Source organism: Rubellimicrobium mesophilum DSM 19309, assembly GCF_000600335.2.
GTDB classification, from domain to species: Bacteria; Pseudomonadota; Alphaproteobacteria; order Rhodobacterales; family Rhodobacteraceae; genus Rubellimicrobium; species Rubellimicrobium mesophilum.
The window spans coordinates 1-15,736 of record NZ_KK088620.1 but is presented as its reverse complement, the minus strand read 5'-3'; the positions used below and the strand labels follow the sequence as shown (position 1 = coordinate 15,736).

Sequence of the window (15,736 nt, the reverse complement as noted above, 5' to 3'; positions counted from 1 at the left end):
CCCGCTCGAGCGCCTGAACAAGGAGGTAAAACGAAGGGCTGACGTCGTCGGCATCTTCCCGAACGAAGAAAGCATCATCCGGCTCATCGGCGCTGTGCTCCTCGAGCAGAACGACGAGTGGCAGCTCCAGCACCGCTACATGCAGGTCGAGGCCATGGCCGAGCTCGATGTCCCGCCGACCGAGAACCCTACCCTCATCTCCACTGAAGCCGCGTGACCATGGCCACCCCAGCTACACCCGAAATCTCCACCTCATTGACGGACGTGACCCAAGGTCATATCGCGGATTACGCGGAAAGGGATCAGTTTGCACAGCTAACTAGTGGCCTGCCAGAGGACCACAAGATAGTTTGGGGGCCTTTCTGGGGGCCTTCTTAGATTGCCCACATGGATTGTATCATATTTGCAGTGATTTATGTGCTAGATTTGGGTCCTCTCCTGGCACCACTCTCCTTACTTTGCCGAAGATCGACGAAGCCCTTGAACCTATGTGGTCCTGGAGCCCCGTGGTCCGGTGCTGTCCGCCCAATGCCACCGGGAAGTGAGGGCCGTCTCGGCGGCCAGGGTGGGCGAGCCGTCATGGCGCTGACGGGCGGGCGCGGCGTCCGGCGTCGCCGACGGGGATGCGGCGGAGGTCGTGGAGGCTCTGCCGGCATGGGCAAGGGTGGCGACCGGTGTCCTGCGGCCCCTGATCCCCGCCGGGACTCGGCCCATGCGATCCATGGTCTGCTGCAGGCCGGCATCGCCTGTGCTAGCGTGGCCGCGTAGCCGGTCTCGCCACCCGACCGGCGAGGGGACTTCCTGGATGGACCGATAATGCACTTGTCCCTCGCTCAACGCGTGGCTGCGATCACCTTGGCCGCGCTCGTCCCCATCCTGGTGGCGCTCGGCTATAACGAAGTGGCCCTGCGGGAGAGCCGCTGGGCCGAGATGCGCTCGCTGGCACGCGCGATGGCCGAGCAGGCCGCGCTGGAGATGGAGCGCCTCGCCTCGGGGGCGGACGGCATCCTCCACACCGTCGCCGCGGCCTCTCCCGTTCGGAGGTTCGATGCCGAGGGCTGCGCGGACTACCTCATGCGCCTCAAGCCCGACCTGCCGCAGTTCACGCGGCTGGCCGTCCTGGACCTGGGCGGCCTCGCCGTCTGCGCGTCCGATCCGTCGGTCCGGGGCATGGACTTCTCCGACCGCCCCTACTTCGCCGAGGCGCTGGCCAGGAGCGGCGAAATGGTCGTGGGGGAGTACACGGTCAGCCGGGTCACGGGGGCCCAGGTGCTGCCGTTCGCCCTCGCGATCCGCGACGACGGGGGCCGGCCCCTCGGCGTCGTCATCACGGCCATGGACCTCGGCTGGCTGGGCTCGACCCTGCGGGAGCGGCAGCTCGCCAGGAACGGCTCGCTGACGATCGCCGACCGGAACGGCGTCATCGTCGCGCGGGAACCCTTTCCCGAGCGCTTCGTGGGCACCGCGATCCCGGACGCGTTCCAGCCCCTCGTCCATGCCGAGGAGCCCGGCGCCCTCGAGGTGACGAGCCAAGACGGCACGCGGCGGATCCTGGGCTACGTCCCCGTCGGGGCCAGCCAATCCGGCCTCTACGTCAGCGCCGGGATCGCCCGGGACGAGGCGTTCGGGCCCATCGATGCGGCGACCCGGCGGACGCTGGTCCTCGTGCTGGCCGCCGCGATCCTGGCCGGGATGCTGTCCTGGCTCCTGGGGGAGCGGCTGGTGCGGGGTCCCGTGGCGCGCATCGCCGCCGCGCTCGCGGCGCGGCGGGCCGGCAACGAGGCCGCGCGGACCGGCATGCGCCCGCGGGACGGCGACATCGAGGCCCTGGGCGCCGAGTTCGACAGCTACATGGACGAGCTGAACGCAAGCCGCTCCGAGCGCGACAGGGCGGAGACGGAACTCCGGGCCACGGTCGCCGAGAAGGACCGCCTGGCCGAGCGCAACGAGCTCCTCGCGCGCGAGATGAGCCATCGGGTCATGAACAGCTTCCAGCTCATGGAGAGCCTCTTCGCTCTGCAGACCCGCCGCGTCACCGACCCCGCCGCCCGCCAGGTCATCGCCGAGGCCCAGGAGCGGCTGCGGTCCATGTCGCTGGTCCATCGGCAGCTCTTCCGGATCACCCGGGACGACATGAGCGACCTCGACGCGGGCAGCTACCTGCGCGGCCTCGCGCGGGAGCTCGGCACGGCCTTCGCGGCCAGCGACGCCGTTCGGATCGAGGTCGAGGCGGAGGACGGCCTGACCCTCTCGCCGGGGCAGGGCGTGGCCCTGGGCCTCCTCGTGACCGAGCTCGTCCTCAACGCCACGAAGCACGCCTTCCGAAGGCGCGACCGGGGGACGGTCCGGGTCGGGCTCGGGCGCCTCGACGCCTCATCGTTCCGGCTCACGGTGGAGGACGACGGGACGGGGCTCCCGCCGATCGGGGACCGGGGCCCCTCGACCGGGGTCGGGATGCGGCTTCTGGAGGGCTTCCTCCGCCAGCTCGGGGGCACGCTGAGCATCGAGGGACCACCCGGCACGCGGTTCGTGGTCCTGTTTCCCGCGCGTCCCGATCTCGGGAGCCCGGCGGCGCCGGCCAGATCGCCCGCGCCGGGAATGGAAGCGTTCGCCCGACAGAACTAGCTTAGGCGGGTAGGTCCTCTGTCAGGCGGGTCCCGTCATGAGTCAGCCTCCGGTCGCCCTGCCGACGCTCGGCGATCTCGCGAACCCCGGCAGCCTCACGCGCGTCCTCCTCGACCGCATGACCGAGGGGGTGAGCCTGTCGCGCGAGGACGGGACGATCGTCTACACCAACCCCGCCGAGGACGCGATGTTCGGCTATGGCCCGGGCGAGCTCCGGGGCCAGCACGTCGCCGTCCAGAACGCCTACCCGCCCGCGGAGAACGAGCGCATCGTCGCGGAGGTCATCGCCGAGCTGGGGCGGTCGGGCGCCTGGCAGGGCGAGTGGTGCAACCGCCGCAAGGATGGAGCCGGCTTCACCACCCGCGCCCGCATCAGCGCCGTCGAGATCGAGGGCGATCGCTTCTGGCTCTGCGTCCAGGAGGACATCACCAGGGAATCCGCGGCGAACCTGGAGATCCAGGAGGAGCGGGCCCGGCTCAAGCTCGCCACGGACGCGGGCCAGATCGGCATATGGGACTGGGACGTCCAGGCCCAGAGGATGACCTATTCCGCCCAGGCGAGGGCGATCTACGGCTTCGCCGAGGACCAGGACGTCACGTCGGAGCTCATCTTCGAGCGCATCCATCCCGAGGATCGGGCCCGGGTCCGGGAGCTCTCGCGGGCCGCGATGAACCCCGAGACCCGGGCCAGGGAGAGCTACGAGTACCGGCTCCTCCTGCCGGACGGCACGATCCGCTGGCTGCAGGCGGGCGGCGAGCCGATCTTCGGAGCGGGTCCGGGCGGCTCCATGGCCGTCCGCTACCTCGGCACGATCCAGGACATCACCGCCCGGCGCAGGCTCGAGGACGCCGAGCGCGAGACCGCGCTGCGCCTGCGCCTGGCCATCGAGGCGGGCCGGATGGTGGTCTGGGATCTCGACGTCGCGCAGGACAGGGTCGCGCACTCGCCGGAGCTCAACCGGCTCCTGGGCTTCCCGGAGGACGAGCCGCTCGACCTCGACGCCGTCCGCGCCCGCTACGCCCCCGGCGAGCAGGAGCGGGTGCAGGCGGAGACCCGGGCCGCCCTGGCAAGGGGCGCGAGCTCGTTCGAGAACGGCTTCCGCTATCGTCATCCCGACGGGTCGCAGCGGTGGCTCCGGCTGCGCTGCGACGTCGTCTTCGATGCCGAGAGGCGACCGCTTCGCGCCATCGGCGTGCTGACCGACGAGACCGAGCGCCGGCGCTTCGACGACGACCTGCGGGCGAGCGAGGCGCGCCTTCAGCTTGCGAGCGCGGCCGCCAAGGCCGGCGTGTGGGAATGGAACCTGGCCACCGACCGCACCGTGTGGTCGCGGGAGGAGTACCTTCTCTTCGGGATCGACCTCGCCACGCCGATCCCCGACCTGGTGGAGAGATGGAAGGCGCTCATCCATCCCGACGACCTTGCCGCGGTCATCGACCAGACCGAGTTCGTCCGCCGCGAAGGGGGCACCCACGACCTGGACTACCGCGTGGTCCTCGGGTCCCGGGGGACGCGGTGGATACGCTCGCACCAGACCGCGGTCCGCGACGCCGAAGGGACGATCACGCGTCTCGTCGGCATCGAGATCGACGTCACCGAGGAGTATCGCCGGGCCGAGGCCTTGCGCTCCAGGGCCGAGGCCCTCGAGAGCGAGGTCGAGGAGCGCCGGCGCGAGCTCGACCGCTTCTTCGCGCTCTCGAGCGACCTCTTCGCCGTGGGGGGCTTCGACGGGTTCCTCCGCTCGATCAACCCGGCCTGGAGCCGCCTCCTGGGGCTGCCCGACGAGGAGATCCTTGCGCGTCCCTTCATCGAGTTCGTGCATCCGGGCGACCATGGCACGCTCGCGGAGGCGGTCGGTCGGCTGCGCGAGGGAGCCCTGGTGCAGAAGTACCTGAACCGGATGGTCGCCTCCGACGGCCGGGTGGTCTGGCTGTCCTGGGCGGGCGTGGCCGAGGGCGACCTGTTCTACGTCGTGGGCCGCGACATCACCCAGGAGATCGAGCGCGAGGAGATCCTGCGCCAGAGCCAGAAGATGGAGGCCCTGGGCCAGCTCACCGGCGGCATCGCCCACGACTTCAACAACCTCCTTCAGGCCGTGCAGGGGAGCCTGGCGCTGATCCGCAAGCGCCCCGACGACCCCGAGCGGGTCCGGCTCCTGGCCGAGCAGGGCATCGAGGCCACGCGCCGGGGCGGCAACCTCACCGCCCAGCTCCTGGCCTTCGCGCGCTCCCAGCAGCTCGCGATCAGGCCGGTCCCGATCGCGAGGGCCCTGGAGCGCATGCGGGACCTGCTCCAGCGAAGCCTGGGGCCGCTCGCCGTCGTCTCGGTCGAGGTCGAGGACCCCACCCTGAGCGCCCTCGTCGATCCGACGCAGCTCGAGATGGCGATCCTGAACCTGGCCATCAACGCGCGGGACGCCATGCCCGACGGCGGCGCGGTGACCTTTCGCGCGGCGGCCGAGCACAAGGAGGACGACCCGGAGCTCCCGCCCGGGGACTACGTGCTCGTCTGCGTCACGGACACGGGGGTCGGCATGTCGCCCGAGGTGGCGCGACGGGCCTTCGAGCCCTTCTTCACGACCAAGGGACAGGGCAAGGGAACGGGCCTGGGCCTGAGCCAGGTCTATGCCATGGCCCGGCAGTCCGGGGGCACCGTGCGGCTCGACAGCCGCGTGGGGGAGGGCACGACGGTCTGCGTGATCCTGCGCCGCGCCGAACGGGCCGCGGCGGACGAACCGACGGCCGGGCCGGCGACCGGGGAGCCGCGGGGCGCCCCGGAAGCCACCATCCTGGTCATCGACGACGACGATGCCGTGCGGCGGTCCATCGTGGCCACCGTCGAGGCCCTGGGCCACCGCGTCCTCGAGGCCAGCAACGGGCGCGACGGCCTCGCGGCCCTGGAGCAGGAGCCGGACCTCCTCCTCGTCGACTTCGCCATGCCGGGGATGAACGGCGCCGAGGTGGCTGAGGCCGTCCATCGGAGCCGGCCCGAGCTGCCGATCATCTTCGTCACGGGATACGCCGACACGACGGCCATCGTGAACGCTGCGGGCGGCGCTTCCCTGGTGCTGCGGAAGCCCTTCGAGATCGAGGAGCTCGAGGCGAGCCTCAACAACCAACTGAGGGCGCGTCCCAGGGCCTCCAAGGTCGGAAGGGCCTGAGAGCGCGTCCGGCCCCGCGGGCGGAGCGGACCCCGACAGGGCGGCTCGAGGCCGGGGCACATCGGGAGTGCGGGCCCACGGTCCGGCGAATCGGGTCCTCCTTGCCGAGGACGAGCCGGTTCGCGTCCCCAGGGCCTCTGCCGGCGCGCAGGGGCCGGAGACGCGTCGGATCGGCTGCCGGCTTGCGGTCCCGGCGCCCCTTCGGCGCGCGTGGCAGGGCGCGGGAGCGGCCTCGGGGCCGCCGCCCGGGAGCATCCGGCGCGCATCGCCGGTCGCTGGCCGGCCGCTCCGAGAGGCCTCCCGGACGGCGGGCCCGGCATCGGCCACGGCGGCGCCCGATGCTCCCCTCGCTCAGGGCGCCAAACCCACGCCGGCGGACAGGGCCGTGTTGCGGATATGCGCGGCCATCGCCGCCCGCGCGGCCTCCGGGTCGCGGGCCCGGAACGCCGCGATCAGCGCCCGGTGCTCCGCCAGCGACTCCGCCATCCGCTCGGTCCGCGTCCGCGGGATGGGCTGTCGCTGGGTCTCGGTCAGCAGGCCGGCCACGTTGTCGTAGAGGACCTGAAGCATGCGGTTGCCGCATTGGCCGACCACGATCCGGTGGAACAGGAGGTCGGCCTCGACATTGGCCACGAGGTCGCCCGCCTCCCAGCCGCGCTGCATCTCGTCGGTCGCCGCGACCAGGGCCTCGACGGCCTCGCCCTCGGCCACGAGCGCGGCGGAGGCCGCGATCTGCGACTCCAGCATGATGCGGGTCTGGAAGACGTCCAGCAGGGAGAAGCTGTCCGCGTAGCGCCAGCGCAGCTCCGGGCCCCGGTCCACCTCCTGCCCGTAGGTCACGAAGGTTCCGCGCCCGGGCTCGGACCGGATCAGGCCGAGCGTCTCCAGCGTCTGCAGCGCCTCCCGCAGCGAGGCGCGGCTGACCTCGAGCTGCTCGGACAGGACGCGCTGCGACGGGATCTGCTGGCCGGGCTTCCATTCGCCCCGGGTGATGAGGCCCTGGAGGCGCCGGGCCACGACCTGCGGCACGGGCCGCCAGGTGTCGCCCGCGGGTCTGGTCTGCCTCTCCAACACTCCCTCCCGGGCCCGGGGGAGCCCATGTCGCGACTTGCTTTTGAACCGGTGGCATGGTTCCCTGGCCTGACCGGTCAGACCAGTCGGATACTAACAAGACAAGATCAACAGGGAAAGGACTCGGACATGCTGCGGAGGGGTTTCCTCAAGTCGAGCTTGATCGGCGCCGTGCTGGCGGTGGGCACGATGGGCCAGGACCAGGCCCAGGCCCAGGCGCTCACCGTCGGGGCCAACATCGGCAACGTCCCCTGGGAGTTCCAGGACGAGTCGGGCAACTTCGTGGGCTTCGAGATCGACCTCGTGAACGAGATCGGAAAGCGCCTCGGCCGCGAGGTCTCGGTCGAGAACATCCCGTTCAACGGGCTCTTCTCGGCGGTGCAGTCGGGCCGCATCGACATGGCGGTCTCGTCGATCACCATCACGCCCGCCCGCCTGGAGGAGGTCAGCTTCGCCCAGCCCTACTACGACAGCGACCAGTCGCTGACCGTCACGGCGGCGAGCGGGCTCGGGGGCCTGAGCGACCTGTCCGGCAAGGTGATCGGCGTGGACACCGGATCGACCGGCGACATGTGGGCCACCGAGCACGAGGCGGAGTACGGCTTCGGCGAGATCCGGCGCTTCGAGGGGCTGGCCCCCGCGATGCTCGACCTCGGGAACGGCGGCATCGACGGCTACATCTCGGACATCCCGGCGCTGCAGTACTACGTCAAGGACAAGCCCGACTTCGTGGTGGCCGAGCGCATCCCGACCGGCGAGCGGTACTCGATCATGTTCGCCAAGGACTCGCCGCTCGCCGCGCAGGTCAACGACATCATCACCGACCTGAAGAACGAGGGCTTCCTGGCCGCCACGCACGAGAAGTGGTTCGGAGCCGCGCCCGAGGACGGCACCTCGACCGTGCAGGTCATGGACATGCCGACGCCCTGAGACCCGGTCCGGGCGGAGCGCCTCGCGTCCCGCCCGGCTCCGACGGCCGCGCAGAGCCCCGATGGACCTCCTCGACACCTTCTTCAACGTCCCGGTCCTCGTCCGCACCTACCCCATGCTGCTCTGGGGCCTGTGGGTGACGATCAAGATCGGCGTCGTCAGCATCGTCCTGGGCCTCGTGGCCGGGCTCGCGCTCGCGCTCGTGCGGCTCTACGCGCCGGCGGTCCTCCGGGCCCTCGCGCGGGTCTACATCAACGTGATGCGGTCCATCCCGCTCCTGGTGCTCCTCATCGTCATCTACTACGCGCTGCCCTTCCTGGGGATCAGGCTGTCGCCGTTCATGTCGTCGGTCGCGGCCCTGAGCCTCGTCTCGGCCGCCTACACGGCCGAGATCTTCCGCGCCGGGATCGAGGCGATCCCCAAGGGCCAGTTCGAGGCCTCGGGCGCGCTGGGGCTGTCGCCGCGCCACACGATGGTCGACGTGATCCTGCCGCAGGCGATCCGCATCGTGATCCCGCCGCTGACCAACAACTGCATCAACGTCCTGAAGGACACCGCGCTCGCCTCGGTCGTGGCCATGCCGGACCTGCTCAAGCAGGCCACGCAGGCGCAGGCCGTGGCCGCGAACCCGAGCCCGCTCATCGGGGCCGCCATCATCTACATCGCGCTGCTCTGGCCGATGGTGAGCATGGTGTCGCGCCTCGAGCGCCGCTTCGGGCGGGCGAGCCGCTGATGGACCGGGGCTTCATCCACATCCGCGGGCTCTCCAAGAAGTACGGGGCCTACACCGCGCTCCAGGGCATCGACCTCGACATCGCCGAGGGCGAGGTCGTCTGCGTCATCGGGCCCTCCGGGTCCGGCAAGTCCACCCTGATCCGCTGCATCAACCTGCTCGAGGAGTTCGAGCCCGGCAGCACCCTCGTGGTGGACGGGACGCCCGTCGCGCGAGGGGCCGCCCTGCAGAAGGTGCGCGCCGAGGTCGGGATGGTGTTCCAGTCCTTCAACCTCTTCCCGCACCTGACCGTGCTGCGGAACGTCATGCTGGCGCCCATGCGGGTGCGCGGCCTCCCGCCCGGGCAGGCGGAGCGGCGGGCGCGCGACCTCCTGGCCCGGGTCGGCATCGCCGAGCAGGCGGAGAAATACCCCGGCCAGCTCTCGGGGGGGCAGCAGCAGCGCGTGGCCATCGCCCGCGCCCTGGCCATGGAGCCCCGGGTGATGCTCTTCGACGAGCCGACCTCGGCCCTCGACCCCGAGATGGTGGGCGAGGTGCTCGATGTGATGCGGGCGCTCGCCGGGTCGGGGGTGACCATGGTCGTCGTCACCCACGAGATGGGCTTCGCCCGGCAGGTGGCCGACCGCGTGATCTTCATGGACGGGGGCCGCATCGTCGAGATCGGCACGCCCGCCCAGATATTCGACACCCCGCGCGAGGCGCGGACCCGCAATTTCCTGGGCGCCGTGCTGAACCACTGACGCCCCTTCCCCGGAGACCCCGATGACCCAGATCGCGCTGGACCTCGACCGCGTGCGCAGCCACTTCCCCGGCCTTCACCGGGGCTGGACCCTGTTCGACAACGCCGGCGGGTCGCAGATCCTGAAGGGCGCCGTCGAGCGCATGACCGAGTTCCTGTTCGAGCGGAACGTCCAGATCGGCGGCACCTACGCCGTGTCGCAGGCCGCGGCCGAGGCCCTGCGCGAGGCGCGGGAGGCGGCGCAGGTCCTCGTCAACGCCGCCCGGCCCGAGGAGATCGTCTTCGGCCCCTCGACGACGGTGCTGCTGCAGAACCTCGCCCGGGCGATGCGCAGCCAGCTCCGGCCCGGCGACGAGATCATCGTCACCATGGCCGACCACGAGTCCAACATCGGGCCCTGGGTCGGCCTGCGCGAGTTCGGGATCGACGTGACCTTCTGGCCGCTCGACCGCGACCGCATGGGCCTCGACCCGGAGATGCTGCGGTCGATGCTCTCGGACCGGACCCGGCTCGTCTGCGTGACGCAGGTCTCGAACATCCTGGGCCAGGTGAACCCGGTCGCCGAGATCGCGCGCATCGTCCACGAGGCGGGCGCGCGGCTCTGCGTGGACGCCGTCGCCTATGCCCCCCACCGGGCCATCGACGTCCGCGCCTGGGACGTCGACTACTACGTCTTCAGCCTCTACAAGACCTACGGGCCCCACTACGCCGTGATGTACGGCAAGCACGAGCACCTGCTCGAGCTCGACACGCTCTACCACTACTTCTACGGGCGGGACAAAGTGCCCGGGAAGCTGGAGCCCGGGAATCCCTCCTACGAATGCGCCTACTCCACGCTGGCGATCCGCGACTACCTGGCCGACCTCGGCGCCGCCACCGGGGGCGACACCCGGTCCCGGATCGAGGCGGGCTATGGCGCGATCACGCGGCAGGAGGACGCGCTGGTCGGGCGGCTCCTGTCCTATCTCGGCTCCCGCAACGACTGCCGGATCGTCGGCCAGGCCCGCAACGAGGGCTCGGCCCGCATCCCCACGGTCGCCTTCCGCTTCGACGGGCGGGACTCGGGCGAGGTCGCGCGCGCGATGGACGACCACCGCATCGCGATCCGGCATGGCGACTTCCACTCGCGCCGCCTGGTGGAGGACCTCGGCCTGGACGGCAAGGGGGCGTGCTGCGCGTGTCGATGGTCCATTACAACACGCTCGAGGAGGTGGACCGGCTTTGCGACGCGCTGGATCGCATCCTGCAGGCGTCGACCTGAGCCCTGGGCGTCGCGGGCCCTCGGGATGGCCCTGATCTCGCACGGACGAGCACGTCCGGGCGCGGGCCGCGTGGGCCGGCCACGTTGCTGGCGTGAAAGGACGGATCCGAGCCCGCGCGCAGGCGGCCTCACTGACGTTCGCTCAGCGTTGGCCGGGGCTCGTCAACCGGCCTGGCCACCGCTCAGCGTGCGGATGAAGGCCATGAAGAGCTCGCCCTGCGAGCCGATCCGGAGCTTGGTGTAGATGTTGCGGCGGTGGATGCGCACCGTCCCGGGGGTGATGCCAAGGAGGCGGCCGATGGCTTCGGCCGAGTGGCCCTTGAGCGTGTGCTCCACGATCTCGCGCTCGCGGGGGGTCAGGAGGCCGGAGCCGAAGGTCTGGAAGGAGCGCTCGATCCGGTTGCCGTCGGGTCCCTCCCTCGCTCGGGGGCCTCCATGAGCCGCGCGGCGAGGCCGCCCCAGTGGCGGCGCAGGCAGGCCTCCACCACGGGTCGCAGGGAGTCGAGGCGGCGGATCTCGTGGGCGCCGAAGGGCTTCTCCTCGCGCATGAGCGAGAGGACGACGGTGGCGCCGCCAGGCACGTCCACGAAGTAGCCGATCTCCTCCGCGAGGCCGGTGCGGACGTAGTAGTTGCGGAAGTATTCGCCCTGGTAGAAGCGGTCGGGCGCGAGGTCGCGCATCCGGTAGAGCCCCGCCGGGACCGGCCGGGTCGCGGCGAGGAAGAACGGGTCGAGCAGGTAGGGCCCGGCCTGGTAGTCGGTGACGAAGACCTGGCGCTTGGCGCGGGGAAAGTCGTCGTGCAGGTCGATGGGCCGCGCCGTGCCCCGGTAGCCGAAGGCCACCGTGTAGGTGTAGGGCGCGACCGCGCGCAGGAGGCCGGTCAGGGCGCCCGGGAAGTCGGGCGTGCCCAGGGCGCCGATGACCCCGCCGATGCCGGGAAGCAGGTCGGCGCTCCTCACGAGGCCGTTTCCCGGACCGGATCTATGCCTTTTGTGATATATACAGGCAACGACCGTGTTCCTAGGCTTCCTGGCAGAATGAAGCATATGCCACCCATGCAGCAAAGCCCCTTGCAGGACATGGACGCCCCGATCGCCGAGTTCCGGGCCGTGACCAAGCGCTTCGGCGCGGTGGTCGCGGCCGAGGGGCTCGACCTCGCGATCCGGCGGGGCGAGTTCCTGTCGTTCCTGGGTCCGTCCGGCTGCGGCAAGACCACGGCGCTGCGGATGCTCGCGGGGTTCGAGGAGCCGAGCGAGGGCGAGGTGCTGCTGGACGGGCAGCGGGTCGACGGCCTGCCGGCGCATCGCCGCCCGGTGAACATGGTCTTCCAGCACTACGCGCTATTCCCGCACATGGGCGTGGCGGACAACATCGCCTATGGCCTGCGCCAGCGCCGGCCCCGCCCGTCCGGCGCCGAGATCGCCCGCGCGGTGGACCGGGCGCTGGAGACCGTGCGGCTGGAGGGCTATGGCGGGCGGCGCATCTGGGAGCTGTCGGGCGGGCAGCAGCAGCGCGTGGCGCTGGCCCGCGCCATCGTCAACGAGCCGAAGCTCCTGCTCCTCGACGAGCCGATGGCGGCTCTCGACCGCAAGCTGCGCCGCGACATGCAGATCGAGCTGCAGGGCCTGCAGCGGAGCCTCGGCATCACCTTCGTCCTGGTCACGCACGACCAGGAGGAGGCGCTGTCGATGTCGGACCGCATCGTCATCATGCGGGGCGGCCGGATCGTGCAGGTGGGGAGCCCGCGCGACCTCTACGACGCGCCGCGGGACCGCTACGTCGCGGACTTCGTGGGCAAGTCCAACTTCTTCCCCGGCCGCATCGAGGGGGCCGATGGCGCGGAGGCCCGGCTGGCGGTGGCCGGCGGACAGGTCATCGCGGGACGGCCGCGGCGGGCCTTCTCGGAGGGGCAGGCCGCCGTCGCCAGCATCCGGCCCGAGCAGGTGGCGCTCCTGCGGCCGGGGCAGGGCGTGGGGCTGCCGGTGCGGGTGCTGACCGGCATCTTCCTGGGCGAGCACACCGAATACCTCGTGCGGCACGAGGATCTGGGCGAGTTCCTCGCCCATGTGCCCCGGCAGGCCGAGGCCGCGCAGGGCCGCTTCGCCCCCGGAGACGAGGCCATTGCCGCCTGGCCCGAGGGCGCCGCGCTGATCCTGGGAGACGACTGACCGACGACGAACCCGCAGGGAGGGCAGGACGATGACGGACCGCGACGACCACATCTCGCGCCAGAGGTTCATGGAGGAGCTGAGGCGCTACCGAAAGGGCTCGGTGTCCCGCCGGCACTTCCTGGGCGTGACGGGGCTCGGGCTGGCGACGGTGGCGCTGGGACAGGGGCTGGGTCCCCGCCGCGCCTGGGCGCAGGAGGGGATCGGCGACCGCGTGGCGATCGCCACCTGGCCCAACTACCACGACCCCGCCGACTTCGACGCCTTCACGCAGGCGACCGGCGCCTACGTGGACGTGAGCGTCTTCGGCTCCAACGAGGAGATGCTGGCCAAGCTGCAGGCGGGCGGGTCGGGCTGGGACGTGTTCGTGCCGACCAACTACACGATCACCACCTACGTCTCCGAGGACATCATCGAGCCGCTCGACCTCGCCAAGATCCCCAACTACGACCCGGCCTCCTTCGACCCGCGCTTCGCCGAGGCCGGGACCGTGGACGGCAAGGTCTACGCCGTGTCGAAGAACTGGGGGACGACCGGCTACGCGGTGAACACCACCCACGCCGGCGACCGGCAGATGACCACCTGGAAGGACTTCTGGGACCGCACCAAGGAGGACTTCTCGGGCCGGACCATGGTGCACGACTACCAGCTCACCACCATCGGCAACGCCCTGAAATACTTCGGCTACTCGTTCAACTCGGTGGACCCGAAGGAGCTCGCGGACGCCGAGAAGCTGCTCCTGGAGGTCAAGCCGCACCTCTTCGCCATCTCCTCGGACTACCAGCCCTCGATGCGGCCGGGCGACGCCTGGATGTCGATGTGCTGGACGGGGGACGCCTCGCAGCTCCACCGCGACATCCCGGAGATCGCCTACGTGCTGGGCCGCGAGGGCGGGGAGATCTGGTCGGACTTCTACGCGGTCCCGAAGGACGCGCCGCACCGCGAGGCGGGCTACGCGCTCATCAACTTCCTGCTCGACCCGCAGGTGAACGCGCGGGAGGCGCTGTTCCACGGCTATCCGGTGGCCGACAAGCGGGTGAACGCGCTCTTACCGCCCGAGGTGCTGAACGATCCGATCCTCTACCCGGCGGCCGAGCTGCTCGCGCCGCTGGAGTTCGGGGCCGCCGTGACGCTGACCGACCCCAACCGCGCCGAGCTGATGGCGCGCTTCAAGTCGGCCTGAGACAATGGCGCGGCGGCGGATCGGCGCGACGCTCCTCCTCGCCCCGGCGGGGCTGTGGCTCCTCGCCATGCTGGTGCTGCCGCTGGTCGTCGTGCTGGTCTTCAGCTTCGGGGAGCGGGGGCCGGCCGGCGGCTACGCCCCCGCCTTCACGCTGGCGAACTTCCTCAACCTCGGCTCGCGCGGGGCGGCGTTCCGCAACACGCTGGTCCTCGCGCCGCTGGGCACGCTGGCCTGCCTTCTGATCGCCTATCCGCTGGCCTACGTCCTCGCCATGCGGGTGGGCGAGCGGTGGCGGACGGTGCTGCTCGTGCTGGTGATCGTGCCCTTCTGGACCTCGATCCTGATCCGCACCTATGCCTGGATCTTCCTGCTGGGCGGGCAGGGAATCCCCAAGCTGCTGGGCTGGCTGGGCCTCGGGCAGCCGATGCTCATCAACACGCCCTTCTCGGTGCTGGTGGGGATCGTCTACGGCTACCTGCCGCTGATGGTCTTTCCGATCTACGTGAGCCTCGAGCGGCTGGACAAGCGGCTGCTGGAGGCGGCGGACGACCTCGGCGCGCCGCCCTGGCGGAGCTTTTGGCAGATCACGCTGCCGCTGTCGCTGCCGGGGGTGGCGACGGGGTGCCTCCTCGTCTTCATCCTGCTGATGGGCGAGTTCCTGATCCCCGCCATGCTGGGCGGCGGCAAGGTGTTCTTCGTGGGGAACGCGCTGGTGGACCTGTTCCTGCAGTCGCGCAACTGGGCCTTCGGCTCGGCGGTGGCGATGGCGCTGGTGGTCGTGATGCTGGTGACGGTGACCGTCTACATGCGCCTGATGCGCCGCTGGGGCGGCGGGCGCGACGACGTGGCGCTGATGTGAGGGCGGCATGAGGCTCTTCGCGCTGGCGGTCTACCTGTTCCTCTATGTCCCGATCGCGGTCATCGCGGTCTTCGCCTTCAACGGCGGGCGGAGCGCGACGCAGCTCCAGGGCTTCTCGGTCCAGTGGTTCGGGCGGGCGCTGTCGAACCCCTTCGTGGTGGACGCCTTCCGCACGAGCCTGACCGTGGCGCTGGCCTCGGCGACGCTGGCCACGGTGTTCGGGACCATGGCGGCGCTGGTGCTGCCGCAGGCGAGGCCGCGGCTGCGGGCGGCCTTCGACGCGCTGATCTACGTCGCGGTGATGGTGCCGGGGATCGTCATCGGCATCGCCACGCTGATCGCGCTGGTGACGGTGTTCGGCTGGGTGAACCCGGTGCTGGCCGCCGTCTGGCCGGGAGAGGCGCCGCCGCAGCTCGGGCTGGGCTACGGCTCGCTGATCGCGGCGCATGGGCTCTTCGCGCTGGCGCTGGTGGTGCTGCTGGTGCGGGCGCGGGTGGCGGGGATGGACCGGTCGCTGGTCGAGGCCTCGGCGGACCTCGGCGCGACGCCCTGGGGGACCTTCCGGCAGGTGACGCTACCGCAGATCTTCCCGGGCATCCTCGCCGGGTTCCTGCTGGCCTTCACCTTCAGCTTCGACGACTTCATCATCGCCTTCTTCGTGGCGGGCCCGCAGACGACGCTGCCGATCTACGTCTTCTCCTCGATCCGGCGGGGCGTCACGCCCGAGATCAACGCCATCGGCGCCATGGTCCTCGCGGCGTCGCTGACGCTGCTGGTCGTGGCGCAACTGCTGCTGCGGCGCGGGACGTCGCGGGCGCGCGGCTGAAGGGGGACGATGATGCTTCTGCGGGACCGGGTGGCCTTGGTGACGGGGGCGGGCTCCGGGATCGGGCGGGCCGGGGCGCTGGCGATGGCGGCCGAGGGGGCGACGGTGGTCGTCACCGACCGCGACGGCGCGCGGGCCGGGGCGGTGGCGGCCGGGATCGCGGCGCGCGGCGGGCGGGGGG

General features: G+C 71.1%; 15 protein-coding genes. 12 read left to right on the top strand and 3 right to left on the bottom strand.

The window, feature by feature from the left end:
• The 3 genes from RUMESO_RS21230 to RUMESO_RS21220 all read left to right on the top strand — a co-directional run.
• Window positions 1-217, top strand: a 217-nt coding sequence (locus RUMESO_RS21230; RefSeq protein ID WP_037283473.1) for a transposase, incomplete at its 5' end; no start/stop codon positions are given.
• Between the two features lie 599 nt (window positions 218-816).
• Window positions 817-2,625, top strand: coding sequence for a sensor histidine kinase (locus RUMESO_RS21225; RefSeq protein WP_037283469.1), 1,809 nt, complete (start codon window positions 817-819; stop codon window positions 2,623-2,625).
• 37 nt (window positions 2,626-2,662) lie between these two features.
• Window positions 2,663-5,785, top strand: a complete 3,123-nt coding sequence (locus RUMESO_RS21220) for a PAS domain-containing hybrid sensor histidine kinase/response regulator (protein WP_051521580.1) — start codon at window positions 2,663-2,665, stop codon at window positions 5,783-5,785.
• A gap of 351 nt (window positions 5,786-6,136) precedes the next feature.
• Here the strand turns inward: RUMESO_RS21220 and RUMESO_RS21215 are convergent, their stop codons facing one another.
• Window positions 6,137-6,856 (bottom strand): FadR/GntR family transcriptional regulator, encoded by a 720-nt coding sequence (locus RUMESO_RS21215; RefSeq protein ID WP_211262953.1) that lies wholly within the window; start codon window positions 6,854-6,856, stop codon window positions 6,137-6,139.
• Window positions 6,857-6,985: 129 nt separating this feature from the next.
• Between RUMESO_RS21215 and RUMESO_RS21210 the strand changes: the two genes are divergently transcribed.
• From RUMESO_RS21210 to RUMESO_RS21195, 4 genes are all read left to right on the top strand, one after another.
• Window positions 6,986-7,786, top strand: coding sequence for a transporter substrate-binding domain-containing protein (locus RUMESO_RS21210; protein WP_037283466.1), 801 nt, complete (start codon window positions 6,986-6,988; stop codon window positions 7,784-7,786).
• Window positions 7,787-7,847: 61 nt separating this feature from the next.
• Window positions 7,848-8,519: an amino acid ABC transporter permease gene (locus RUMESO_RS21205; RefSeq protein ID WP_037283464.1), complete on the top strand. Its 672-nt coding sequence runs from the start codon at window positions 7,848-7,850 to the stop codon at window positions 8,517-8,519.
• Complete coding sequence (locus tag RUMESO_RS21200; RefSeq protein WP_037283462.1) at window positions 8,519-9,259, top strand: amino acid ABC transporter ATP-binding protein; 741 nt, start codon at window positions 8,519-8,521, stop codon at window positions 9,257-9,259. Before RUMESO_RS21205 ends, RUMESO_RS21200 begins: the two co-directional genes overlap by 1 nt.
• Before the next feature lie 22 nt (window positions 9,260-9,281).
• The gene (locus tag RUMESO_RS21195; protein ID WP_211262952.1) at window positions 9,282-10,763 is read left to right on the top strand and encodes an aminotransferase class V-fold PLP-dependent enzyme; all 1,482 of its coding nucleotides are present in this window, start codon (window positions 9,282-9,284) and stop codon (window positions 10,761-10,763) included.
• On the opposite strand, the gene RUMESO_RS27560 is transcribed toward RUMESO_RS21195, so the two are convergent.
• Window positions 10,682-10,855 (bottom strand): helix-turn-helix transcriptional regulator, encoded by a 174-nt coding sequence (locus tag RUMESO_RS27560; RefSeq protein ID WP_245639372.1) that lies wholly within the window; start codon window positions 10,853-10,855, stop codon window positions 10,682-10,684. The two genes, RUMESO_RS21195 and RUMESO_RS27560, sit on opposite strands and share 82 nt — an antisense overlap.
• A gap of 20 nt (window positions 10,856-10,875) precedes the next feature.
• Complete coding sequence (locus RUMESO_RS21190; protein ID WP_245639371.1) at window positions 10,876-11,478, bottom strand: hypothetical protein; 603 nt, start codon at window positions 11,476-11,478, stop codon at window positions 10,876-10,878.
• 120 nt (window positions 11,479-11,598) lie between these two features.
• On the opposite strand from RUMESO_RS21190, the gene RUMESO_RS21185 reads away from it, so the two are divergent.
• From RUMESO_RS21185 to RUMESO_RS24645, 5 genes are all read left to right on the top strand, one after another.
• Window positions 11,599-12,687, top strand: coding sequence for an ABC transporter ATP-binding protein (locus RUMESO_RS21185; protein ID WP_037283460.1), 1,089 nt, complete (start codon window positions 11,599-11,601; stop codon window positions 12,685-12,687).
• A 31-nt stretch (window positions 12,688-12,718) separates the two neighbouring features.
• The gene (locus RUMESO_RS21180) at window positions 12,719-13,870 is read left to right on the top strand and encodes an ABC transporter substrate-binding protein (RefSeq protein ID WP_037283458.1); all 1,152 of its coding nucleotides are present in this window, start codon (window positions 12,719-12,721) and stop codon (window positions 13,868-13,870) included.
• Between the two features lie 4 nt (window positions 13,871-13,874).
• Window positions 13,875-14,729 (top strand): ABC transporter permease, encoded by an 855-nt coding sequence (locus RUMESO_RS21175; RefSeq protein ID WP_037283457.1) that lies wholly within the window; start codon window positions 13,875-13,877, stop codon window positions 14,727-14,729.
• A gap of 7 nt (window positions 14,730-14,736) precedes the next feature.
• Window positions 14,737-15,555: an ABC transporter permease gene (locus RUMESO_RS21170; protein WP_037283454.1), complete on the top strand. Its 819-nt coding sequence runs from the start codon at window positions 14,737-14,739 to the stop codon at window positions 15,553-15,555.
• 12 nt (window positions 15,556-15,567) lie between these two features.
• Window positions 15,568-15,736, top strand: a 169-nt coding sequence (locus tag RUMESO_RS24645; protein WP_156363053.1) for an SDR family NAD(P)-dependent oxidoreductase, incomplete at its 3' end; no start/stop codon positions are given.

Coding starts and splice junctions, on each gene's coding strand:
- RUMESO_RS21225 (WP_037283469.1), top strand. CDS start 817: ATGCACTTGTCCCTCGCTCAACGCGTGGCTGCGATCACCTTGGCCGCG.
- RUMESO_RS21220 (WP_051521580.1), top strand. CDS start 2,663: ATGAGTCAGCCTCCGGTCGCCCTGCCGACGCTCGGCGATCTCGCGAAC.
- RUMESO_RS21210 (WP_037283466.1), top strand. CDS start 6,986: ATGCTGCGGAGGGGTTTCCTCAAGTCGAGCTTGATCGGCGCCGTGCTG.
- RUMESO_RS21205 (WP_037283464.1), top strand. CDS start 7,848: ATGGACCTCCTCGACACCTTCTTCAACGTCCCGGTCCTCGTCCGCACC.
- RUMESO_RS21200 (WP_037283462.1), top strand. CDS start 8,519: ATGGACCGGGGCTTCATCCACATCCGCGGGCTCTCCAAGAAGTACGGG.
- RUMESO_RS21195 (WP_211262952.1), top strand. CDS start 9,282: ATGACCCAGATCGCGCTGGACCTCGACCGCGTGCGCAGCCACTTCCCC.
- RUMESO_RS21185 (WP_037283460.1), top strand. CDS start 11,599: ATGGACGCCCCGATCGCCGAGTTCCGGGCCGTGACCAAGCGCTTCGGC.
- RUMESO_RS21180 (WP_037283458.1), top strand. CDS start 12,719: ATGACGGACCGCGACGACCACATCTCGCGCCAGAGGTTCATGGAGGAG.
- RUMESO_RS21175 (WP_037283457.1), top strand. CDS start 13,875: ATGGCGCGGCGGCGGATCGGCGCGACGCTCCTCCTCGCCCCGGCGGGG.
- RUMESO_RS21170 (WP_037283454.1), top strand. CDS start 14,737: ATGAGGCTCTTCGCGCTGGCGGTCTACCTGTTCCTCTATGTCCCGATC.